The organism is Ochrobactrum sp. EDr1-4, from assembly GCF_049199085.1.
Lineage (GTDB): Bacteria > Pseudomonadota > Alphaproteobacteria > Rhizobiales > Rhizobiaceae > Brucella.
Map to the genome: position 1 here is coordinate 61,631 of NZ_JBLZOF010000011.1, position 22,489 is coordinate 84,119.

Here is a 22,489-nt window from a genome sequence, read left to right on the forward strand (position 1 = left end):
TTATTTGTATAGTATGGCGTTGCGGCACATTGATATTCGCGAACGTGTCCAGCAGCAATTCGGAGGATGGGTGGCATGATGAGCTTTCTCTTTCGCTGTGCAATGGCAGTCTTCGGGTTTGGTTCATTGTATCTCATATCTGACCAAACGGCTTATGCCGATAACTGGGGTTGTGAGGTTATCCTATGCTTATCCAATCCGGGTGGGCCAATGCAATATACACAGTGCCGCCCACCAGTACAAAAACTATGGCGCGAACTTGCAAGAGGAAAGTCGTTCCCAACTTGTATCGGTGTTGGATTTAAGGCATCGCGCCCGGGCTATGATCCGTTCTACTGCAATGGGAGTTACCGCCTTACCATTTCACATTCAGATCGCGGGCGGAAAGCGGCCTGTGTTTCCAGTTCCAGGCAGATCTTGAGCCGAAGCCTCTGCCGGCAAGATCGCAACGAGCAAAGAAATAGCAGTAAGCAATTGTCAGACGCGCAATGGCAATCGGTCAATGGCCAGCTGCGATGCATGGGCTATACGACGGCCCGGCCGCTGGTACGTGAACAGCCAAACTATATTGACGTCACGATTGACGGTGCTGGCAAACAGCGGGTGTGGTTTTGATGATGTCCGAACCATTTGTTGATCTTGCACAAAGCTGCGCACCCATGATCGCTGTCGAAACGCTGGCTGGCATTGTCAGTCTGGAAAGCGGCTTCTCACCGTTTAACATTCGCACTGACAGTGACTTGCCGCTTAAAACGCAACCAGCTTCGAAATCCGAAGCAGTACAAACGGCCACAGAGCTTGCCGCTCAACACCAGGATATACAACTCGGCCTTTCCGGGCTCCGTATTGAAGATCTGGAAAAGCTAAACATGTCAGTCTCCGACGCCTTTGAACCATGTCTTAATTTGAAAGCCACGGCGACCCTTCTCAAAGGCTACTACCGATTTGCGATCAGACTTGGCGATGATGAAGCGCAAGCCCACACAAGCATGCTGCAATCGTTTTACGGTCAGGGAGATCCCTCTTTGGGTGCTGTTGTCAAATATGACAGCCAGGTCAAACATGAGATCGACCGTTTGAAACCGATAATGACAGAATTAGTCGTGAGCGCGCCTCTGCATGGCGACGATCAGATGCACTCTACTGCTGTGCCGGGCATGGCCAGCGATATTGCGGCTGAAAATTCCATTCAGCCGGAAGCCATAAAGCCAGCATCCCCTTCCTGGGATGTGTTCAATCGCCGGTGGCAATCTTCGATCCTTGTTTTCCAGAATAAGAATGGAGCAAATTGAAATGAACTATTCTTGTCGTGTGCGTTCAGCCGCAACGTCGGCCGCTATGTCGCTCGCAATCGTAGCAATTCTTGTAGAGCCTGCATTTGCTCAAGCCGCAGGCATTGAGAGCATCCTTCAGAACATTGTTGATCTCCTGACAGGCAATATCTTCAGACTGATTGCAACAATTGCCGTGATCCTGATCGCGATAGCCTGGATGTTTGGCTACATGGATCTTCGTCGCGCGGGCTACTGGATCATCGGGATCGGCGTTATTGCAGGCTCTTCCGAGCTGGTGAGCACGATTGTTGGGAACTGAGCGCATGTCACTTCCAAAGCCAGTATTTGAACAGGACACACTGTTCATTGCCTGTACGCGACCTGCAATATTTGCTGGCGTGACTATGGAGGCGATGGGGATCAATGTCATCGTGACAACGATCTTTTATCTTTCAGCCGGCTCCATCGCCTATGCACTTGTTGGCGTCGTTTTTCATTTTATCTTTCGGGCGCTTATTAAGCACGACCACAACATGTTCCGCATTGTTGTCGCTTGGGCAGAAACACGTGGCAGATCGAGAAACACCCACTTTTGGGGCGGTAGCTCGGTCTCTCCGCTAAAACTCGTCCGTAAACGCGATGGAAGGGATTTTGATTTTGCCTAAGCTGGACAAACTCAAATCACGTGAACTGGGCCCGGAGACTTTCATCCCTTACGTGCGCCATGTCGATGAGAATACGATTGCTTTAAAATCGCGCGCGTTGATGGTCGTGATTGCGATTGAAGGTGTGTCATTTGAGACTGCTGATGTTCTTGATATCAATGCCCTTCATCGTGATCTCAATACACTCCACAGAAACATCGCTGACGAGCGTCTTTCCTTTTGGACCCATCTCATCCGCCGTCGCGATAGCAGCTATCCTGATGGCAGTTTCAAAACATCTTTCTCCGCTCAGCTTAATGAAAAATATCGCTCCCGGATGGTGGATGAGGATCTCTTTTGTAATGATCTTTATCTGACAATCATCTGGTCGCCACTGAGCGATCCCGCTGAAAAGGCGGCAAAACTATTTTCGCGCCTTAAACGTGCACATAGATCTGGAATTGAACTCGATGAGGAGGCCTTATCGCAGCTTCGCGACAAAGTCATCGATATTGTTGCGGGCCTGGAGCGGTTTAAACCGCGGGTTCTTGGCCTTTACGAACATGGTGGGCTTTCATTCTCTGAGCCAAGTGAAGTTTTGCACCAACTTGTTGGCGGGCGATGTGAGCCGGTTCCATTAACAGATGGACTTATCGCAAGCGCGATTTATTCAGATCGTGTCATTGTCGGACGCGAAACAATTGAAATCCGCCACGAAGCTGAGAGCCGCTTTGCAGGCATGCTGAGTTTCAAGGAATATCCTGCCAGTACAAGGCCAGGGATGTTGGATAGAGTGCTCACAAGCCCCTTTGAATTGATCCTTTCGCAGTCCTTTTCCTTTGTATCCAAATCTGACGCTCGGTCCATCATGGGGCGTAAGCAAAATCAAATGCTAAGCAGCGGTGATAAAGCAGCATCGCAAATCGATGAACTCGATGATGCAATGGATGATCTCGAATCCAACCGGTTTGTTCTTGGCGAACATCATCTCTCGCTTGCAGTCTTTGCACCCAGGATAAAAGATTTAAGCGACCATCTCGCAAAAGCGCGCACGAGCCTTACCAATGGTGGCGCTGTCGTCGCAAGAGAAGATCTTGGCCTCGAAGCTGCATGGTGGGCACAGCTTCCGGGTAATTTTCGGTTTCGTGCGCGCTCAGGCGCAATCACCTCACGCAACTTCGCGGCCATGTCGCCATTTCATTCCTATCCTTCCGGTCAAAAGGATGGAAATGAATGGGGTGCAGCCGTTGCTCTTTTAAAAACTGTATCTGGTTCGCCCTACTATTTTAATTTTCATGACAGTGATCTTGGCAATACGTTCATTTGTGGCCCCTCAGGCGCGGGCAAAACGGTATTGCTTAACTTTATGCTGTCGCAGCTTGAAAAGCATGATCCGCAAGTCGTCTTCTTTGACAAAGATCGGGGCGCTGATCTTTATGTTCGTGCAGCAGGTGGCACATATTATCCTTTGCGAAATGGCAAGCCCACAGGTTGCGCACCGCTAAAAGCCCTCGATCTGACGCCAGACAACAAAGTCTTTCTGGCAAACTGGGTCGGAAGGCTTGTGGGTTCAGCGAAGCGAGAATTATCAGTCATAGAATTGCGGGATATCGCTGCTGCAATTGACGGGTTGGCTGATTTATCCGTGGAGCAGCGCACGATTGGCGCACTTCGAACCTTTCTTGATAATACGAACCTTGAAGGGATCGCTGCCCGGCTTCGTCGATGGGAGAGGGGCGGCCCGCTTGGCTGGGTGTTTGATAACACAAATGAAGAGATCGGGTTTGGCACGTTAGATGCCGGTGGAACGATCGTCGGGTTTGATATGACCGACTTTCTCGATAATGAGGAAATTCGTACGCCGCTGATGGCTTACCTGTTCCACCGCGTTGAGCAACTGATTGATGGCCGGCGTATTATCATCGTTATCGATGAATTCTGGAAGGCCTTGCAGGATGATGATTTCCGCGACCTCGCACACAACAAACTAAAAACAATCCGGAAGCAAAATGGCTTGATGCTGTTTGCAACACAAAGTCCACACGATGCTATCGCTTCCCCCATCGCCCACACCATAATCGAACAATGCCCGACACAGATTTTTCTGCCGAACGCGCGCGGAAATCACTCGGATTATGTGGGCGGCTTTAAACTCACCGAGCGTGAATACGAACTGATTGCGCGGGAGCTTTCTGTCGAAAGCAGGCGCTTTGTTCTCAAGCAAGGCCACCGAAGTGTCGTAGCGGAATTAAACCTCCAGGGTTTTGAAGACGAACTCGCTGTTCTTTCGGGGCGCACAGCCAATGTCGAACTCGCTGACGCAATTCGCATCGAGGCGGGGGACAAGCCAGAAGATTGGCTTCCCATTTTTCACGAACGAAGGAGTGCAGGTTAATGACTATGAAGAGATTGCAAAGTGTAGCAGTTTTAATCGCGTTGACACTTTCCGCTCCTGCAGCTCATGCCCAGGGAATTCCGGTTATCGATCGAAACGCAATCCTCAAACAGATAGAGAGCATTACCCAGTTAAAATCCCAACTTGATGCGCTCCACCAGCAAATCGATCAGGCGCAGCAGCTCTATGGTTCGCTCAATAAGCTGACGGATATGGCTGATGTGGCCCAAATCCTGAATGATCCTGCAATAAGGAAAGCATTACCTTCCGATTTTAATTCAGTAGAGCGCCTTTTTAAGGGTGGTGCATCTGATGCTTTAGCGCAGTCCGCTTCAAAGTTCCTTGAGCGTAATTCGACTTACCGGACGAATGCCGATGATTTTTACGCAAAGGAACTCTCGCGTCTTCAAACCAGGAATGCTGGCCAGATGAGCATTGGGCAACAGATCTACGATGCTGCAACAAAACGCATCGATGGTATCGATGAACTGCGTGAGAAAATCACATCAGCGGGTGACGCTAAAGAAATCGCGGATCTTCAGGCCCGATTGCAGGTGGAACAGGCCTTTCTTCAAACCGATCTCATAAGAATGGAGGGACTTAAAATGGTGCAGCAAACGCAGGTTCAGGTTGATAATCAGCGAAAAGCTGAGGATTGGCGTCAGCGTATGGACGCAATGAAAGCGGCATTCAAATGAGGGTCGCTGTCATCGTTGCTCTCTTTGTTTGTTTAATCAGTTGCTCAAACGAAAACAGCTCAACTTATAACGTTGAAGAACTGATCCGGGATGAAGGTCTGCTGAGCCGCATTCTCACTGCGTGCCGTAATGATCCCGGCGGTCTGCAAAAGACGAGCAATTGTGTGAATGCGGAAGCTGCTGATTTCAAGCTTCGTCTTCAGAAAATGCGCGAAGCACTCAGGAAATAAAGCAATGTATCAGGTCTTTGAATTCATTGACGCGCAGTTTAAAGAACTTTTGGAGACCTTTGTTTCGGATGGGACGACTAATATTGCTGCGTGGGTTACGGGCCCGCTTACCGCTGCGGTCACACTATACATCGTTCTTTATGGTTATCTGGTGCTGCGAGGTTCTGTCAGCGATCCGATCATGGAATTTGTTTTTCGTGTGATTAAGCTTGCGATTATCGTCATGCTTGTAAAGAACGCAGGCGAATATCAAAGATACGTCACGAACACGTTTTTCAATGTGCTCCCGCATGAAATCGCTCAGGCGTTAAATTCAGGTGCTGCGCCAGGTGCCAGTACCTTCGATAGTCTTCTGGACAAAGGTCAGGCATCTGCATCCCATATCTGGTCACGCGCGTCATGGCCGATTGATATCGTCACTGGCCTATGCGGACTGATGGTTATCACTGTCAGCTTTTTGGTTTCTGGAATTGGGTATGTTGTTTCGCTTTATGCGCGCCTGGCGCTAGCCATTGTGTTAGCGATTGGCCCCGTGTTCATCGCGCTTGCTATGTTCCAAACGACAAGACGCTTTACGGAAGCGTGGATCGGACAGCTTGCGAACTTTGTTATTCTGCAGGTTCTGGTGGTTGCTGTCGGATCATTGTTGATCTCGTGTATGGCTTCAACCTTTACAGCAATTGACGGCTATTCAGACGTTCTCATGCGGCCTGTCGCACTTTGCGCTGTCGGGATCGCTGCTTTGTATGTTTTTTATCAACTCCCTGGAATTGCGTCAGCGCTCGCTGCGGGCGGGGCATCACTAGCCTATGGTTATAGTGCTGCGCGTGACGCAGATGAAGGCAAGCTCGCGCGTGGTACCAGAGGTGCAGGACGAGCAATCAAGCAAACAGCGCAGTTTGTTGGGCAAACGCTCAGATCCAAAGAAACCCGATCATGACGAGCTTTAAACAGCGGCTCGTTCTGCTGTGTCGTTAGAGCAGAGCTAAGCCACTGTTTTCAATGTTTTTATGAAGGAAGCGATTGCTTTTTCTGCGCGTCGATCGTTTCAAATAATCAAAAAAGGACCCTCAAAAATGCTCAGGCTAACCTTTTTATTTACGATAGCACTTGTTCTTGGTGGGTGTGCTTCGCTTCGCGATCCTTTGCCAAAATGTGATGGATATTCCCGTCGGCCACTTAATCGCGCGATGTGGCAATGGGACGGAAATAGCAATCCGCAACTTCACAAATCTGATGCCGAATTATCACCCTTGATGACGCCTTTTCTCGATCCGCCAAAGCATCGGGAGGCGTTCGCCCATCTTGACATTGACGGGTCGCACCGTCCTTGCGCGGAGTGAAGCCATGATCAAGACAAATAATCTTAAGAGCTACTTTGAAAAAGCACGTCGTTTTGATCAGGACCGCATGATGCAGGTTGAACGATCAAATCGTATTGCATGGTCTGTTGCGATCGTGGCCAGCGTTGTCGCGCTTGCTTCTGTAACAGCACTCGTTGGTCTGACGCCTCTTAAAACGGTAGAGCCCTTTGTCGTGCGGGTTGATAACTCAACCGGCATCGTTGATGTCGTTTCTGCATTAACGTCAACTGCTGGCACCTATGATGAGGCGGTGACCAAATATTTTGCTGCAAAGTATGTGCGTGCTCGTGAAGGCTACGTCTGGAGCGAGGCGCAGGAAAATTTCAGAACAATAGCTCTGTTATCAACGCAGACAGAGCAAGATCGCTTTGCAAGCCATTATCGGGGAAGCAACTCAGACTCCCCTCAGGTGATCTACGGCCATAGTGCTACTTCTAAAATTAACATCGCCTCAATTTCCCTGATCAATCCAAATGTCGTTTCGGTACGCTATATGCGCCAGGTCACCCGCGGGGGTGAAATGCGAAACACGCACTGGGTCGCAACGCTTACCTTTTCTTATGCCAACTCTCCGATTTCCTCGACCGATCGTCTGGTTAATCCCCTGGGCTTCGCAGTGAGCGAGTATCGCTCTGATCCGGAGGCAATCAATTGATACGAAAATCCATAATGCTTGCAGCAATAGTTGTCAGCCTGAATTCGGTTGCGCATGCGCTCGAAATCCCACGTGGTGCGCAACAAGATAATCGCGTTCGGTTCGTTAACTATCAGCCCTATAACATTACCAGAGTTGTCGGCTCCCTTCGTTCATCGGTGCAGGTTGAGTTTGCAGCGGATGAAGAGATAGCGCATGTGGCGCTTGGCAATACGGTAGCCTGGGAGGTAGCGCCGGCTGGAAATATTCTTTTTTTAAAACCACGTGAAAAACAACCAATAACCAATATATCCATTATCACCACAAAGCGCGATGGGTCCAATCGCAGTTATCAGTTAGAGCTAACGGTACGCGATGGAACAGTGGAAGCAGGGCAGAACACATATTTTTACGTGAAATTTCGCTATCCTGGCGATGAGGCAGAGGCACGTCGCAGACGTGCGCAATCGCGTGCGCAGGAGGCGCAGGCAAGAGCCGCTGATGATGTATTAGCACTTCATGAGGCCTATGGTCCGCGCAATTGGCAGTATTCTGCACAAGGTTCAGAGGCGTTAGAACCCCACAGTGTCTATGACAATGGCAAGGTTACGACTTTCGCATTTGTCGGCAATCAGGACATGCCAGCAATCTACATTGAAAACGCGGATGGGTCCGAGAGCCTTGTGCCGAAATCTGTCGATGGCAATCTCGTTATGGTTCATGCAATCAGCGCCAAATTCATACTACGCAGTGGCAAGGATGTTTTGTGCGTTTTTAACGAAGCATACAATCGGGTCGGCATTAATCCAGAAACCAGCACGACATCGCCGTCAGTCGAACGTGTTGTAAAAAATGACAGATCAACGCGATAGGTGCGGGGTTAATGGCATGACACAGGAAGAAGACATCCAGATCCCTGGTGAACGTGCTGAGACAACGGCTAGTCGGCGTATTGATAATAACCCTGTTCTTAAACGTGGGGCCGTTGCGCTCGCTGTCGTTGGTTTTGTTGGCTTTGCAATATGGTCGACTTCAGGAAAGAGGAACAAAGATGATCAGATATCGTCTGAGCGTGTTGTCATCCGCCAGACCAATGCCTTTGAACCGGTAAAGGAAAAGACTGAACCGGAACTGCCCAAGCCTGAAGCACAGGTGACACTTCCGACTCCAGGTCTTGAGCCGGTTGTTGAAGAAAAAGATGAATTGCTCGATTCTGCAAGGCGCGCTCCTGTGATGGCTTATAGCAGGGCGCAGACGAGCGGGTATGAACAGCGGGCATCTGCTGATCGCTCAGGTTCGACTGATGACGACTTTGTTGCATTTTCAAACGGCCTGACGGGGGAGAGCCCGGCGAATAATGAACAGCAGCGCTTTGACGGACTTCTTCAACCAACCCGCCTCGAAGGCTCACGCGCCGGAACTTTGGGAAATCGTGATTTTATAGTCGCGATGGGAACTTCTATTCCTTGTATCCTGGAAACCGCACTTTCATCAGATCAGCCGGGCTTCACAAGCTGTATGATTAATCGCGATATTCTTTCTGATAATGGCAGAGTGGTCCTGATGGAAAAGGGAACGCAGGTTACAGGTGAATATCATGGTGGACTTCGACGCGGTCAAAAGCGGTTGTTTGTCTTATGGAATAGGGCAAAAACACCAAAAGGTGTTATTGTTACGCTCGCATCACCTGCCACTGATGCACTTGGTCGCCCAGGTATGGGTGGTCATGTTAATACCCATTGGTGGGAGCGGTTTGGCAGCGCGCTTTTATTATCGATTGTCGGCGATGCTAGCAGTTATGCTAAGAACCGCCTTCAGGAAACCGGTTTTGATGCGCAGAGTACCGCAAGTTCTGGCCAGCAGGCCGCAGCAATCGCGGTTGAGCAATCAATCAACATTCTACCGACGCTCAATAAGCATCAGGGAGAACTCGTATCAATTTACGTTGCTCGTGATCTCGATTTTTCTGGTGTTTATCGACTGCGTGTCACTGAGCCGCAAAACCGCATCTTTGATAGAGCGGTGCTTGGCGACTTTGTCCCGGATCCAAATATCGTCACAAAGTAGGGCTGTGTAATGAGCGATAAAACGGATGGAGTTGTTGTACGTGAACTCCTATCACCACTTGCAGTCTTCCTTGCAGATCGATCGCTTTATGAAGTGATTGTCAATCGGCCAGGTGAAGTGCTCACGGAAGGGCCCAAAGGCTGGAGCGTTCATAGTGTACCAGATCTGACATTTGAAAAACTCATGCGTCTGGCAAGAGCCATTGCGACTTTCTCCAATCAATCCATTGATGAAAAACGCCCCATTCTTTCGGCAACACTGCCCAACAATGAGCGCATCCAGATTGTGATACCGCCGGCGACGACGAACGGTACCGTCAGCATCACGATCCGTAAGCCATCGTCGCTTGATCTCACACTCACAGATCTGGAGAATGGTGGTTTCTTTTCTGAGGCCATAAGCTGCATGACAGCAACTAAGCAGGATACAAACCTTGCTGCGCTTTATAAAAATGGCGCTTACATGGAGTTCTTACGCCAAGCAGTCATTGCCCGAAAGAATATTGTTATTTCAGGCGCGACAGGGTCCGCTAAAACCACGCTTTCCAAAGCTTTGATCAAACATATTCCCAATAATGAAAGGGTGATATCCATCGAAGATACACCGGAGCTCGCTCTTCCCCAGCCCAATCACGTGCGCCTTTATTATTCCAAAGGCGGCCAGGGCCTTTCCGGGGCAGGGCCACGTGAACTTCTGGAATCGTGCCTGCGTATGCGCCCGGATCGCATCCTTTTGCAGGAGCTTCGTGACGGAACTGCGTTTTACTACATTCGAAACGTCAATTCTGGCCATCCGGGATCAATTACTACCGTTCATGCAGGCTCCGCAGAACTTGCATTCGAGCAGCTCGCCACACTGGTGAAAGAGTCTGATCCAGGACGCGATCTGGAACGCTCAGAAGTACTTGCCTCGCTACTAATTGCGATCGACATTATCGTTCAATGCAAGCGCATTGATGGTGCGTTCCGGGCGACAGAGATTTACTATCGAGATGCCGCCATTCGGCAGTGCGTGAATTAGCACGTCCGGATGGCGCTTAACGAAGCTCAGCAACAATGTTTGAATTGACCAGATACTTCAGGACAAATCTGCTCAGCGCGGCAAGTGGGATATAGGGTTTAATATCAAAATCGTTGTTTGCAGCCTCTGGCATAGCAAGCATCTGAAGAATGCTCTGTTTCCGCCCGGACAACTCCCTGAATTTTTCTATGCTCATGAGCACATGAGCAGGTTTTCCTCTGTCGAATATATATACAATATCATCGCCTTTCTCAGCCTTCTTAGCTGCCGCAACGTTTCGATTAAATTCTCGACTGCTGAAATTGGAAACTTGCATCAAGCACCTCCGGTTTTTGTATGTATCTCGCTGCAACAATGCGAAATGCAATAATATACAATCAACGTATATTGGAGTTTGATATCTCACTGTGCAAACAAGATTTCTGCGTAATTCATCGCTCTATGAAGGACATACAGAATGATAAGTTGCTCACCTTCATACCTGTAGAAAATCAGTTAGTTTGCATGAACGCAGCAGCGAAAAGCAAATTGTTCATAACGCGGTATCAATGGAAACAGCTTGGGAGAATTGGCAATCATCCGGCATTTCTGCTCGTGTTCTTTTACCAATGATAAAGCCCGGGCCGGACTATCTTTAGCTATGTAATCACCGGTCTGCTCCACACAGGCCCTTGCCTCAGCGGTAAACCGAATGTTTATTCAGCCTTGTCCGCAAGCATAGAGTTATAGCGGTTGCGCAGTTCACAAAAGACATCGTCCGCAGCATGAGTGCGACCAGCATCAGCATCTGCATTTCCACGATTGATCAATGCATCAAGTGCAACAAGTCGTGTTTCTCGATCCTCGATCAGGCGAACGCCTTCACGTGTTTTACCCAACTCAGCGCTGATCATGACCTGGCCTTCCTATACGCGTTTATAGTTTTTGATATAGCAGTTTTATCAACTATTATTCATGCGCCAGAAGATCCCGTTGGTCCGGCAGTACGTCAATAAGGCAGCTCTGGAATGTTTTCTTTGCCGACATGCCAAATCCACGGTGTGATTTCGGGCCGGGCATTAATCATATCCTGAAGCGCATTTTCATATTCATCTCCCACATCCGCTCGCACGATAAACATTGCCACTGGGGACGGTTTCTGTTCGGGAAGTGTTATCGAGACAATCGGTTTATTGCGGGGCAAGTTAAAGCGTAAACCTTTGACGATTTTCCGTTTCAATCGTGCAAGCTTTTCCAGCAATTGAAGTTCAACCATATCCTCGAATGGCAACCAGTTTTCATTGACAACCATCAGAGCAATTTCGTCAACAGATGCAATCCCGGCACTGGAAATTGCGAACGTTGCGATGACAATCAGATGAAACGCTTCATTTGAGCGCCAAAGGTCCAGTTCTGTCTCATAGCGCACTGTTAGCCGTCGCGTAGCACTCTCATCAAGCAATAGCGGGAAGGGCATATGACGAACAGTGATCTTCTGTCCTTCCCGGGCGCAGGAGAACTCTTTTACCTCGGCGACGACCATCATGAGCTTTCGGGGCCCGGACTTAGGTGCGAGAGCTTTTTTAAGCGATTGCGTGCGTCGCGCGCTAATTGCATCTTTGTCCGGTGTTCTGAACACTTCCGGTATGTAAAGCACGTCGTTTAGCGGTCCGCTTCGCGTGCTCATTTGCGAGGCTGCATTGATTAAACTGGAGCGTACGCGTCCCCATCCACGTCTGCCTGTCCAGGCTGAGCGCCACTCAGTCAGCTCTCCCGCTTCCCAGAGATAATGAAGCATGGCGCGGAGTGTCAGTTTATCAGACGTATGGCGAATAGCGGATTCTGCTGCTATTTTTGCTTTAGGGAGCGCCGGTCGTGGCCCACGCCTGGTCATTGAGAAGTCGAGTTTAAGGTTTGTCTGACCGCTGTTATCGAACTGAATAGCAGTTCCTATAAGGGGACCAAGTCCCGACAGTTCATAGGGCGGTTGATGTGATGGGCAGTTGGAATCATGTTCGCACCCAGTAAGAGGCATTCGCTTGATCAGATATTGGTCTTCAACCCGCGCTATATACATGGGGATGTGATTTGTCTTGCACATGCACATTGGGCGAAGATGCTGCTCATATGCGTTAGCAAGAAAAGCACGCAATTCTTGAGAGGATTCTTCGAACACCTGATTGTCGATGGTGAACTTTCGCATGAGGCTTGTCCTCCCGCTTCGCTAAATAGCATTGAAACTACATTTTACTATCAAAAATATAAATAGTAAAAGCAAGGTACTGCTTCAGCATTTTTGTTTTAAACGCTTAAGAAGCATGTGTCCGATCAGTCGACGAGGATGAACGGATTTCATGTCTGTTGGCCGCAAATGCCGGGGTTTAAAGGCGTGGAGGGAGAGGGGGGAAGGAAGTTTCGTGGCGGTTTGTGGTGGTCGGAGAGAGGCTCCGGCCAAGCTGCCACGGAGAAATGCTATGGCACATGCCAACCAGAAAATATCGCTCAACGCTGGCCGGGAAATCCCTTTCAATAAACTCGTACTTAGCCAGCAAAATGTCCGCAAGACCAAAGCGGGTCTTTCGATTGAAGAACTTGCTGATGATATTGCACAGCGGGGGCTTTTAACCAGCATCAATGTGCGCGCGGAACTTGATGCTGAAGGAAGAGAGACGGGCGTTTATCGCATTCCAGCTGGCGGAAGACGCTATCGGGCACTTGAATTGCTTGTTAGCCAGAAGAAGCTATCTAAGACTGTAGGCATACCCTGCATTGTCAGCTCTGGTGAAACTCTTGAGGTCGAAGACTCGCTTGCTGAAAATCTGAAACGTGTTGACCTGCATCCGCTTGATGAATTTCGCGCAATAAGAGAGCTGCAGGAACAGGGCCTTGATGATGAGGAGATCGCCGCCCGCTTTCACTTGCCAGTATCGACGGTAAAGCAGCGTCTGCGTTTGGCGTCGGTTTCGGCCCGGCTTCTGGAACTTTATGCAAATGACGAGATCAAGCTTGGTCAGATCATGGCGTTTTCAATCACCAATGATCACGCCCGTCAGGAACAGGTCTGGGATGTAGTGTCGCGTTCCCACAACCAGGATCCTTTTTACATCCGTAGAATGCTGACCGAAACTGCCGTTCGGGCAAATGACCGTAGAGCGCTTTATGTCGGCGTTGCAGTCTATGAAACTGCTGGCGGTATCACCATGCGTGATCTCTTTGAGCAGGACGGAGGCGGTTGGCTTCAGGATCCGGCACTGCTGGAGCAGCTCGTGTTCGAAAATCTGAAAGCGCATGCTGAGGCTTTGAAGCTGGAGGAGGGCTGGAAATGGGTTGATGAACGCATCGATTTTCCATACGGCCACACATCTGGCTTGCGGCGATTTTACGGGCATCAGCCTGAAATGACAGAAGACGAGCTTGCACGCTATAATGATTTAAAAGCCGATTATGATCGACTTGATGCTGAATATGCTCAGGCTGAAGAATATTCTCAGGATACGGAAGCTCGCCTTGAAGAACTCGGGCATGAAATCGATGCGTTCAATGATCGACCCTACCAGTTTAACCCTGAAGAAGTCGCATATGGTGGCGCGTTTATCTCGCTGGATGTGAATGGCGAGCTGAAAGTCGAACGCGGGTTTGTTCGCCCGGAAGATGAGCCTGTCGTTGCGGAGAAAAGCTCTGAAGCGGATAGTTTCGCAAATACCGGTGACGGTATGGGCGATGATCCAGCTTGTTTATCGCACCATGGGATTACAGAAAGCGACCAGCCATCTCACGCCAATCATCTGGAAGAGGAGGATGAGACAATCCGACCTCTATCCGAGCGGCTTGTTGAGGATCTGACCGCTGAACGAACCGTTGCACTGCGCAATGCGCTGGCCAACAATCCTCTGGTGGCATTCATTGCAGCACTTCATGCATTTGCGCTTAGGGCGTTTTATCGCTCAAACACGGAATCGTGCCTTGAGATTTCGATGCAGAATACAACCTTCGCGCAAACTGTCGGACTTAGTGAGACAGTCTGGATAAAGGAGACTGAGCAGCGGCAAGAAGCTTGGGGACAGGATCTTCCAGATAATTCTGAGGCGCTTTGGGATTATCTGGTGGCCCTTGATGATGCGAGCCGCATGGCACTCTTCGCACATTGTGTGTCGCTATCGCTCAATGCCAGTGTTCAATCATGGAACCGTCGACCACGAGAAAATGCGCACGCCATCGTGCTCGCGAATGCACTGGGCTTTGGCATGGTGGATGCAGGTTGGGTTCCTTCTGTCGAGAATTATCTTGGACGCGTAACAAAGGCACATATCCTTCAGGCAGTTCGTGATGCGAAGGGCGAAAAGTCCGTGCAGCTCATTGATCATCTCAAAAAGCCGGATATGGCCCGTGAGGCTGAACGATTGCTTGAAGGTAGCGGTTGGCTTCCGCAAATGCTGCGGTTTCCACTCGATGAATTGATCCTGGAACCGAACGAAAACGAGGTTGCTGACCCTGTCGGAGACAGCACAGTTCTGGTGGAGACTGGTTCTGAATTGCCTGCGTTTTTAGTGGAGAGCGAGCAGCCTGACGACGAAGACCAGGAAGCAGCAGAATAGCGATCATTACGATGTTCGCACTTAAAGCAAGGCCCGGCGCATGTCGGGCCTTGCTGATTTGAGACCGAGTGGTTTTGGCTTCTCGTCTGAAGCGTAGATGAGAGGAGGAGTTGAGCTGGCTCGTGGTGAACCGGGCGTTTGGAAGAGAGCTCCGGTTGAACTTAATTCCCTGAGGAGTAACACCAATGACCATAAATGAACTCGTTCGCCCGCATGCAGCACGTGTTCCTGAAGCACGCCGTTTACAGTTTTTGCCAGCAATGTTTGGGTGCTCATTCGTGATTATCGCGGAAAGTAGCGTTTACAATCTCATGCAGCGGCTTAGTCCGCTCGATTATAGTGGTGGGCTCTGGGAGTTTTATGAGCACGATAATGAGCCGCTTTATTTGGCCCCGAAATGCGACCGGCGATTTCGGATAACGGGTGAAATCACGGGATTTCGTGGTGAAGTGTCGGCTGATGCAGCCGGTATTATCGCAACCTTGTTTACCTTTTCACATCTGTCGTTTCGCTCTCAATCTGATCTGCTTTGCGACGGTTATAGTCGTCTTTATGCCTATGCGGCTTATCATGATGAAGCGGCAGAGATTTTTCAGGCCATTGACTGAAAAACGACATTTGACCGGCTCTGACGCCGTCATTCAAAATCACAAAATTTACTCTCTCTCAGCCCGACTGTCGCCCCGACAGTCGGGCCTGTTTGTTTCAGGAGATGACAATGAATTATACGATTTCCAACCCCTTGAGCTTTCCCTCAGGATATAAAGTCGATATTTCGCGCGGTGAGTGGATCGGGCGTGTTTCGTCTGAATGGTTTTCACGCCCGGACGATCAACGTTTTCTCTCACTTACCGATCTTCATCGCGCTGTCAGCGCAAGGACTGAGCATGCTCGTGTCCGAATTGTGGAAAGCTCTCAAATCCGTGTTGATGCAGCCCGTGATAATCCTGAGCGGCTGTCACTGTTTGTGCCGGGCAATAAAAGCCCGATTGCACCGACCCACTGGAGTTACGGGCAACTCTGCAATCTGGTTGGAGCCCCTACAAGCTATATGCGACAGCTGCCAGCACCATTGGCCGCGATTAATCTGCAGCACGGTCTGCTTAATAACCGGGAGGAAATGGTCAAAACCCTGGAAATGGATGATGGATCGGTCCAACTGCGCGCTGTAACCGGCCCGCAATATGGGCGTATCTGGGATAAGGACCTGATCGAAGCTATCATGAACATTGCAGGCAATGGAACCGGCGAAACCCGCTGGAAAATCCCCGGCGTGCTTGATTGGTCTTCCATGACGCACAATCCCTATGTCGATGTCACCAGGGATACGACAACGCTATATGCAAGTGATCGCGATGTATTTGTCTTTCTTTGTGATGATGCCAATCCGATTGAAGCTGGTCGCCTGCCAAACGGTGACCCTGACTTATATTTCCGCGGCTTTTATGCCTGGAACAGCGAGGTTGGGTCAAAGACCCTTGGAATTGCGAGCTTCTATCTTCGTGCAGTCTGCTGCAACCGAAACCTTTGGGGTTGTGAAAACTTCCAGGAGATAACCATTCGACATTCCAAATTTGCGGCGCAACGTTTTGTGCATGAAGCGGCACCCGCGTTGGCCAGTTTTACAAACGCGTCGCCAGGCCCATTCATTGCCGGCATTCGCGCAGCGCGTGAACGGGTCGTAGCCCGTAATGATGAGGATCGTACCGACTTTTTGCGTAAGCGTGGGTTTTCGAAAGTCGAAACCAGTCAAATCATCCAAACCGTGTTTCAGGAAGAAGATCGCCCCGCCGAAACGATATTTGACTTCGTGCAAGGCATTACAGCATTCGCGCGCGGGAAAACGCATCAGGATGCGCGGTTAGAACTCGAAGGCAAAGCTCGAAAGCTGCTCGAAAATGCTGGGTGATGCGGATTGTAATTAAAAAAAGAGGGCCATCGGAGACCGAGGCCCTATAAATTTTGAAGGTTAAACCTTCAGAGGGGAACAGCTGGACGCGGAAATGGGAGGAACGCGCGTCACAGCTGCCGTCCTTATGCCTAAATATTTATCATATTGCATCTAATATTTGTGCAATTCAGCTATGAGCTTTAAGCAATGCTTGGGGGATACGACTCTTATGTTACCGAAAATCCAGTCGTAGGCTCGATTCTATACCCAAAGGGTCGGACACACGCCGACCTCACTTTCTATGATTGCAATGGGCCGACTGCGGTCTTCCGCTTCGCGTGCAATGTCGGCATTCGGGTTCCCAAAAGTTTGCTGAAAGCGGTCGTTTCGCTTTTCATAGTGCTAACGACCGCGAAGGGAGACCACGCCATGGTCAGAAACCGAAGTCGTTGATGTGCGAGAATCTGGCAACAAACTCTCGAAGTTTCGGCGTGATGTATCCTGCCAATGGTTCTGCACGACGCCGCTTCCTCAAGGGGAGCGGCGGCGCAGAAATGTGGGTCATTAGTGGTTGGCGGTGTCAATAAGAAAGGCGAATGACACGCACCTACTGTATTACCTAGAGGGATGGAACTTCGCTATTCGCCGCCTTCGGTGGCAGTTTAAGTGTTGCCCCGATTGGGCCGACGCTTATTTCCGGCCCTAGTCCCATGACCGCACCGAGCGCCGCAAGCGAGCTAACATTTCCGTCACCTTTCGCGCCCATCTGGAAAAGCACAGCACAGGCGCCTTCGACTCATTTTTCTGGAAGCTGTGCGCTTTCCTTGTTGGTTGTCCCCATTGCAGTCTCAATAACCCAGCTCGCGCGGTTGATGTCCATTCCATACCGCTGGAGTTCCTGCATAGTAGCTTCGTCAATTGCGGACAGATCGAGAAATGCCCGCGCTTTGAAGGGAATGAGGAGTGTTTCGTCGATGACTGTCACTTGCTCGATCCTTCGCTTCGCGGAGTTCAACGCTTCATAATATCCGTCGTCGAGCAGAATGGCCGAGAGGCTGGCGATGTCTTCCTCGACCGGAATGGGGGTGCGTTCTGCATTTTCCGGAAGGTCGAGCGTGCCGGGCTTGCGGGAAAACAGCTCGATCATGAAGGGGAAGCCCTGGTCCGAAGGCTTGTGGAAGCGGTAAATTTCTTCTTTTTTTAAAGCTACGTTCGCGTGCCTGATAGCCGCCAGCATCCAGAAATTCTTTGAAAGCGGTGCCGAAGGCGGCATCGACCACCTCAACGCAAAGCCCCATGTCGATATGCTTGGTGGCCCTGAAATCGAGGCCAGCTTCATCGAACAGGAGGTCGCAGGCCGCGCCACCGATGATGGCGTAGTGGTCCTCATGGCCAGCGAAGTATTTCTGAAACTTATCGATGCCGGTTACCAGGTTAGGTTCTCCAAAAGTCCATCCGCAGCCATGGCGACACGCTCGTCGCGATGACCCGGGAATTGTGCGTACAAGGATAGGACGTCCACTTAATGGGTGTCGGACAAGGCGGCCGGATCGTAGGACCATGTCTCGATGATGCAGTTAGCTTCGTCGCGGTTAGTTTCAGCCAGGTTCGCAGTTTGCGAAATTGCTTTCCAGTCGCTGGCGGCGAAGGCGAACGTCTCGATACGTGGATTAGGCCGCACACTCATAAACCGGGTTTTCAAATTGGTCTGATTTTGATTCACTGAAGCCTTGATTTGGAGGCTTCTCATGACCCGTCGCCGGTTTGATCTCACCGATTTCAAGTAGTGTGTTATTCAACCGTTGCTACCGAACAAGCCGCGCGGCGTGCCCCGTGTTGACGACCGGCGTGTGATCAACGCTATCTTGTGGCGGTTTCGGACAGGCTCCCCATGGGCGGATGTTCCGGATCGATATGGTCCGTATACCACATGCTACAACCGGTTCGTGCGATGGCGCAAAGCGGGTGTCTGGGATCATGTTCTGGGCGAGATTTCCAAAGCTTTCGATGACGATATCGTCATGATCGATAGCTCCTGTGTCCGTGTTCATCGACATGCGGCGAAGGGAAAAAGGGGGATCAAGACGATGGCTGCATGGGACGTTCCCGTGGCGGCCTAACCACCAAAATCCACGCAGTTGTCGATGCTGATGGTCGATCGATCCGTCTAGCACTTACAGCTGGCCAAGCCCATGATGGCCGTATGGCGGAACCGTTGTTACAGACAATCTCCAAGGGTGCGATCCTGCTGGCGGACAAGGCCTACGATACCAACACTATACGAGCATTTACAAAGCAACGGCAAGCATGGGCCAATATTCCGGCCAAAAGCAATCGGACGGGACGCTATCCTTTCAGCCAATGGGTTTACCGACAACGCAATCTCGTTGAGCGTTTCTTCAGCAAACTCAAACAGTTCAGAGGTATCGCCACCCGTTATGATAAAGACCCGATGAACTTTCTCGCCGCCGTCAAATTGGCAGCAGCTAGAATTTGGATCAGATCTTTATAAGTCTACGGCCTGGAACAAGAGCAGCAGCAAAAGAAGGGACGCGACGAGCACGAGCGTTAATCGGCTATGCGACACGATTACATTTATAACTCACCTCCCGATCCGAAGGCCCACGATGCGTTTGCAATCTTGTTTTGGCTCGTGCTTGGACTGGTTGCAATCGTGTATGTTGCTACTGTCATTCGGGACTGGTTCAATGCAGCCGTTGCCTGGATGACTTTTACGATCAGTTCCATGGCGAGTTTTTGGCCGTTCTGAACCGAGCATTATTATCATCGAGTTTTTTGAGGCCTGTTATTGAGTTTCAATGACAAAAGGTCGTTTCCCCGTTTGAGCGCTCTATCTCGATAGACGCATTAGCGTATATAAATTGTTTATACGTCTTAGCGTATATATCTCAATAATTCGAATTCGCGTATATTGAAAGAATATACGATGACGCGTATACTATGGCCTGGAGGCTCGATGAACCAACAGATCGCCCGTACAGAAAAACAACTTGGCGCTATCATACGACGTGCCCGCAAGCAGGCAGGTCTGAGCCAAGGTGTGCTTGGTGAACAAATTCATATGCGTCAAGGTACGGTTTCACGCCTTGAAGCTGGTGAGCCAGCGGTACAGTTGCACACCTTGATGGAAGCCCTTTCTGCACTTAATTTAGAATTGGTTGTCCGGCCACGCAGTCAGAGTGATGCCTCCGACATTGAGGACTTGTTCTGATGACGCGAAAGCGGGTCCACGTTCCTCTTAATATATTCCTGAACAGCCGACATGTCGGCGTACTACGCCGCGAAGCTACAGGCGCAGTCGACTTTCAGTACGGATCAAGCTGGCTGAATTGGCGTAATACATTCCCGGTGTCATTGTCACTGCCTTTGCGCGAAGACCGGTATATAGGCACTCCTGTCATCAATGTGTTTGATAATCTTCTTCCTGACAACGACGTATTGCGCAGGCGTGTCGCTGAGCGTGTTGGTGCGGACGGTATTGACGCTTTCAGTCTCCTGACTGCGCTCGGCCAGGACTGTGTGGGCGCACTACAGTTCTTGCCCGACGGTGTAGATCCGGGACCTGCCGGCAATAGCGAGGGTAAACCGGTCAGTGACGATGAGATTGCTGACATCATCAAAAACCTCGCGTCCGCTCCGCTTGGTATGGGGGAAGATCAAGATTTTAGAATTTCGATTGCGGGAGCACAGGAGAAAACTGCTCTGTTACGCAAAGGTGGCCAGTGGTTCAAACCTTTAGGTACTACGGCGACAACTCATATTCTCAAACCACAGATTGGTCAGCTTCCAAATGGGGTTGACCTTTCCAATAGTGTTGAGAATGAGTATCTCTGTCTGAAACTTTTGCAAGCAATGGGTGTCCCCACGGCTAACGTTGAAATCACAGATTTCGGTGGACGCCGCACGTTAATCGTAGAACGTTTCGATCGCCTTTGGGCGAAAGACGGAAGATTGCTTCGATTGCCACAAGAAGATACTTGCCAAGCGTTGTCGATCCCACCCACCAGAAAGTATCAGTCCGATGGTGGCCCAGCTATGCGGGAAATCATCAATCTGTTAAAGGGCAGCGACACGCCCGATGTTGATGTTACGCTATTCATGCGCGCCTGCATCTTGTTCTGGCTACTCGGCGCGACGGATGGGCATGCAAAAAACTTCAGTATTTTCCTCGGGCCGGGTGGCCGTTTCAGAATGACGCCGCTCTATGATGTGCTTAGTGCACAGCCGAGTCTTGATGAGAGGCAGATTTCGCGCAAGAAATTTAAACTCGCCATGTCGATTGGCAGAAACCGGCACTATACGATTTCGGACATCGTGCCGCGTCATTTTATTCAGACTGCAGATCTTGCCGGTGTTGGTATCTCAACGATGAATGCAATCTTCGAAGATATTGTCGAAAATGCTGAACTGCAGGCTGAAGCCGCTATTGCTGCGTTACCCGTTGGTTTTCCGGATCAGTTAGCAACTTCAATTATGGGCGCTTTGAGCTACCGCATCCGACTTGTTGCTGCCTCACTTTCGTGAGTGTTAAATTCGGATGTGAGCGCATTAAGATATTCATACATGCCGTCTGGGAAGCCTTCAGTCGCCACATAACATAGGCTTAGTCCCTATCCAATGAGCTGCGCTATTCGGATATTGCTACAACGGCCATGGCCAGATCGATGTCTTCCGGGACTGGCACTGTAGCGTTGAATATGTCGAGATAGCTTTTTCGTTTACGAGGTGAAGCGCTGCCGGCTTCAACTTTCTCATGCACCACCTTCAATAATCGTTTTGCACTAGATTTTAGCTGAGCTTCGACGTCCATTATGTGGTTATTGATATCAGCGGGAAGAGCAGACGGTGACGTGCGGTTGCGCTTGGATGGCAACTTGACGCTCAGATTGACCTTTCTGCTATCTGGCTGTTTCTTGTAACGACCTTCTGCAACGGCTTCTGTATCTCCACCGCTACTATCTAGCTGAGGTTCCTCATGCAGTTGAGGCTGAGAAGGACGGGCGATGATATTCTGCTCTGGGGGCTTGCTGCCTTCAACCACATATTCGCTCGTGAGTGCTGGTATTGGCCTATGGGGCAAATATTCAATCGTCGGGACATCAGGAACATGCGATTGCGAATAAGCTTCAGCGGACTTAAAGGGCTGTGTGTTGAAAAATCGCAGCTTGTCGCCATAGATTGGTCGTTGTCCTTCGACTAGCAAGATCATCTTGCTTTCTGGCATTTGCAGCACTTCTTGCGGCATCATCAAATCGCGCTCGCGAATTTGCTCAACCTTTGTACGACGGGGTAAACCGAGAATTTCGATGGTTCGGGATGCATATTCCGCTGTGGCCTGGTCGTTGGCACCCAGCACCAGCTGATAACCACAGTTGCCAAGAAGCGAGTGACGCGAAGTCTCGCCATAAATCTCATCGAGATTTTTGAGATCCTGAATGATGATAGCAAGCTTGATATTATAGCCGGCCACATAGGCAAGCTTCGTCATAATCTCATCCATCTTTTTAAGCTGCCGAAATTCATCAAGCAAAAAATAGACAGGGAGCGAATTGGGATCGTGTTCCAGTGTCAGGATGTTCATGACTTGCTGCACGAACAATGTGAGAAGCGGGCGCAAGATCGTAATATCGGTAATACCGGGTGCCAGATAAATAGGGTTGTGTTGGAAAAATTCGAA

The 22,489-nt window shown here is 50.1% G+C and carries 24 protein-coding genes and 1 pseudogene; 19 read left to right on the forward strand and 6 right to left on the reverse strand.

Translation table 11 applies throughout. The annotated features are described in order from the left end of the window. Positions 1-75 precede the first annotated feature (75 nt). The 13 genes from ACOZHT_RS21705 to virB11 all read left to right on the forward strand — a co-directional run bounded on the left by ACOZHT_RS21705 (position 76) and on the right by virB11 (position 10,326). On the forward strand, positions 76-615 hold the full coding sequence (locus ACOZHT_RS21705; protein WP_421566553.1) for a hypothetical protein: 540 nt from the start codon (positions 76-78) through the stop codon (positions 613-615). Next, positions 615-1,292 carry a type IV secretion system protein VirB1 gene (locus ACOZHT_RS21710; RefSeq protein WP_421566554.1) on the forward strand — a complete coding sequence of 226 codons (678 nt, stop codon included), beginning with the start codon at positions 615-617 and terminating at the stop codon, positions 1,290-1,292. Before ACOZHT_RS21705 ends, ACOZHT_RS21710 begins: the two co-directional genes overlap by 1 nt. 1 nt (position 1,293) lies before the next feature. After that, positions 1,294-1,593, forward strand: coding sequence for a TrbC/VirB2 family protein (locus tag ACOZHT_RS21715; RefSeq protein ID WP_421566555.1), 300 nt, complete (start codon positions 1,294-1,296; stop codon positions 1,591-1,593). Positions 1,594-1,597: 4 nt separating this feature from the next. After that, on the forward strand, positions 1,598-1,939 hold the full coding sequence (locus ACOZHT_RS21720) for a type IV secretion system protein VirB3 (RefSeq protein ID WP_421566556.1): 342 nt from the start codon (positions 1,598-1,600) through the stop codon (positions 1,937-1,939). Then, positions 1,914-4,313, forward strand: a complete 2,400-nt coding sequence (locus ACOZHT_RS21725; protein WP_421566557.1) for a VirB4 family type IV secretion/conjugal transfer ATPase — start codon at positions 1,914-1,916, stop codon at positions 4,311-4,313. The genes ACOZHT_RS21720 and ACOZHT_RS21725 overlap by 26 nt, the downstream gene beginning before the upstream one ends. Then, complete coding sequence (virB5, locus tag ACOZHT_RS21730; RefSeq protein ID WP_339514988.1) at positions 4,313-5,011, forward strand: P-type DNA transfer protein VirB5; 699 nt, start codon at positions 4,313-4,315, stop codon at positions 5,009-5,011. The genes ACOZHT_RS21725 and virB5 overlap by 1 nt, the downstream gene beginning before the upstream one ends. After that, positions 5,008-5,241 (forward strand): EexN family lipoprotein, encoded by a 234-nt coding sequence (locus ACOZHT_RS21735; protein ID WP_339514896.1) that lies wholly within the window; start codon positions 5,008-5,010, stop codon positions 5,239-5,241. Before virB5 ends, ACOZHT_RS21735 begins: the two co-directional genes overlap by 4 nt. A gap of 4 nt (positions 5,242-5,245) precedes the next feature. After that, positions 5,246-6,181 carry a type IV secretion system protein gene (locus tag ACOZHT_RS21740; RefSeq protein ID WP_339514894.1) on the forward strand — a complete coding sequence of 312 codons (936 nt, stop codon included), beginning with the start codon at positions 5,246-5,248 and terminating at the stop codon, positions 6,179-6,181. Between the two features lie 136 nt (positions 6,182-6,317). Then, entirely contained in the window at positions 6,318-6,584 is a 267-nt protein-coding gene (locus ACOZHT_RS21745) for a hypothetical protein (RefSeq protein WP_339514986.1), read from the forward strand. A gap of 4 nt (positions 6,585-6,588) precedes the next feature. Continuing rightward, on the forward strand, positions 6,589-7,260 hold the full coding sequence (locus ACOZHT_RS21750; RefSeq protein ID WP_339514892.1) for a virB8 family protein: 672 nt from the start codon (positions 6,589-6,591) through the stop codon (positions 7,258-7,260). Positions 7,261-7,274: 14 nt separating this feature from the next. Then, on the forward strand, positions 7,275-8,111 hold the full coding sequence (gene virB9 / locus ACOZHT_RS21755) for a P-type conjugative transfer protein VirB9 (RefSeq protein ID WP_339514984.1): 837 nt from the start codon (positions 7,275-7,277) through the stop codon (positions 8,109-8,111). Positions 8,112-8,127: 16 nt separating this feature from the next. After that, complete coding sequence (virB10, locus tag ACOZHT_RS21760) at positions 8,128-9,306, forward strand: type IV secretion system protein VirB10 (RefSeq protein WP_421566558.1); 1,179 nt, start codon at positions 8,128-8,130, stop codon at positions 9,304-9,306. 9 nt (positions 9,307-9,315) lie between these two features. Next, positions 9,316-10,326 carry a P-type DNA transfer ATPase VirB11 gene (gene virB11, locus ACOZHT_RS21765; protein ID WP_339514888.1) on the forward strand — a complete coding sequence of 337 codons (1,011 nt, stop codon included), beginning with the start codon at positions 9,316-9,318 and terminating at the stop codon, positions 10,324-10,326. A 16-nt stretch (positions 10,327-10,342) separates the two neighbouring features. Here virB11 and ACOZHT_RS21770 read toward each other — a convergent pair whose 3' ends face one another. From ACOZHT_RS21770 to ACOZHT_RS21780, 3 genes are all read right to left on the reverse strand, one after another. Beyond that, positions 10,343-10,642 carry a type II toxin-antitoxin system Phd/YefM family antitoxin gene (locus ACOZHT_RS21770; RefSeq protein ID WP_421566559.1) on the reverse strand — a complete coding sequence of 100 codons (300 nt, stop codon included), beginning with the start codon at positions 10,640-10,642 and terminating at the stop codon, positions 10,343-10,345. Between the two features lie 379 nt (positions 10,643-11,021). Then, positions 11,022-11,219, reverse strand: coding sequence for a type II toxin-antitoxin system ParD family antitoxin (locus ACOZHT_RS21775; protein ID WP_421566560.1), 198 nt, complete (start codon positions 11,217-11,219; stop codon positions 11,022-11,024). Positions 11,220-11,314: 95 nt separating this feature from the next. Further along, positions 11,315-12,508: a DUF1173 domain-containing protein gene (locus ACOZHT_RS21780; protein WP_421566561.1), complete on the reverse strand. Its 1,194-nt coding sequence runs from the start codon at positions 12,506-12,508 to the stop codon at positions 11,315-11,317. A gap of 271 nt (positions 12,509-12,779) precedes the next feature. Here ACOZHT_RS21780 and ACOZHT_RS21785 point away from each other — a divergent pair, with 271 nt between their 5' ends. The 3 genes from ACOZHT_RS21785 to ACOZHT_RS21795 all read left to right on the forward strand — a co-directional run bounded on the left by ACOZHT_RS21785 (position 12,780) and on the right by ACOZHT_RS21795 (position 16,809). Further along, the gene (locus ACOZHT_RS21785) at positions 12,780-14,900 is read left to right on the forward strand and encodes a ParB/RepB/Spo0J family partition protein (protein ID WP_421566562.1); all 2,121 of its coding nucleotides are present in this window, start codon (positions 12,780-12,782) and stop codon (positions 14,898-14,900) included. 185 nt (positions 14,901-15,085) lie between these two features. After that, positions 15,086-15,508, forward strand: coding sequence for an antirestriction protein (locus ACOZHT_RS21790; RefSeq protein ID WP_421566563.1), 423 nt, complete (start codon positions 15,086-15,088; stop codon positions 15,506-15,508). A 110-nt stretch (positions 15,509-15,618) separates the two neighbouring features. Beyond that, on the forward strand, positions 15,619-16,809 hold the full coding sequence (locus tag ACOZHT_RS21795) for a DUF932 domain-containing protein (RefSeq protein ID WP_421566564.1): 1,191 nt from the start codon (positions 15,619-15,621) through the stop codon (positions 16,807-16,809). Positions 16,810-17,587: 778 nt separating this feature from the next. Here the strand turns inward: ACOZHT_RS21795 and ACOZHT_RS21800 are convergent. Together ACOZHT_RS21800 and ACOZHT_RS21805 are read right to left on the reverse strand one after the other, a co-directional pair. After that, positions 17,588-18,064 carry a hypothetical protein gene (locus ACOZHT_RS21800; RefSeq protein WP_421566565.1) on the reverse strand — a complete coding sequence of 159 codons (477 nt, stop codon included), beginning with the start codon at positions 18,062-18,064 and terminating at the stop codon, positions 17,588-17,590. A gap of 249 nt (positions 18,065-18,313) precedes the next feature. Further along, positions 18,314-18,541 carry a hypothetical protein gene (locus ACOZHT_RS21805; protein WP_339514874.1) on the reverse strand — a complete coding sequence of 76 codons (228 nt, stop codon included), beginning with the start codon at positions 18,539-18,541 and terminating at the stop codon, positions 18,314-18,316. Positions 18,542-18,584: 43 nt separating this feature from the next. Here ACOZHT_RS21805 and ACOZHT_RS21810 point away from each other — a divergent pair. The 3 genes from ACOZHT_RS21810 to ACOZHT_RS21820 all read left to right on the forward strand — a co-directional run bounded on the left by ACOZHT_RS21810 (position 18,585) and on the right by ACOZHT_RS21820 (position 21,336). After that, a protein-coding gene (locus tag ACOZHT_RS21810) for an IS5 family transposase (RefSeq protein ID WP_421566582.1) occupies positions 18,585-19,303 on the forward strand; the annotation gives its coding sequence in 2 pieces (ribosomal slippage) (positions 18,585-18,855 and positions 18,855-19,303; 720 coding nt in all). Between the two features lie 465 nt (positions 19,304-19,768). Next, entirely contained in the window at positions 19,769-20,023 is a 255-nt protein-coding gene (locus ACOZHT_RS21815) for a helix-turn-helix domain-containing protein (protein ID WP_339514872.1), read from the forward strand. After that, complete coding sequence (locus tag ACOZHT_RS21820; protein ID WP_339514870.1) at positions 20,023-21,336, forward strand: type II toxin-antitoxin system HipA family toxin; 1,314 nt, start codon at positions 20,023-20,025, stop codon at positions 21,334-21,336. Before ACOZHT_RS21815 ends, ACOZHT_RS21820 begins: the two co-directional genes overlap by 1 nt. Positions 21,337-21,439: 103 nt before the next feature. Here the strand turns inward: ACOZHT_RS21820 and ACOZHT_RS21825 are convergent. Next, positions 21,440-22,465 (reverse strand): annotated as a pseudogene (locus tag ACOZHT_RS21825) (type IV secretory system conjugative DNA transfer family protein); the annotation flags it as partial. Positions 22,466-22,489 lie beyond the last annotated feature (24 nt).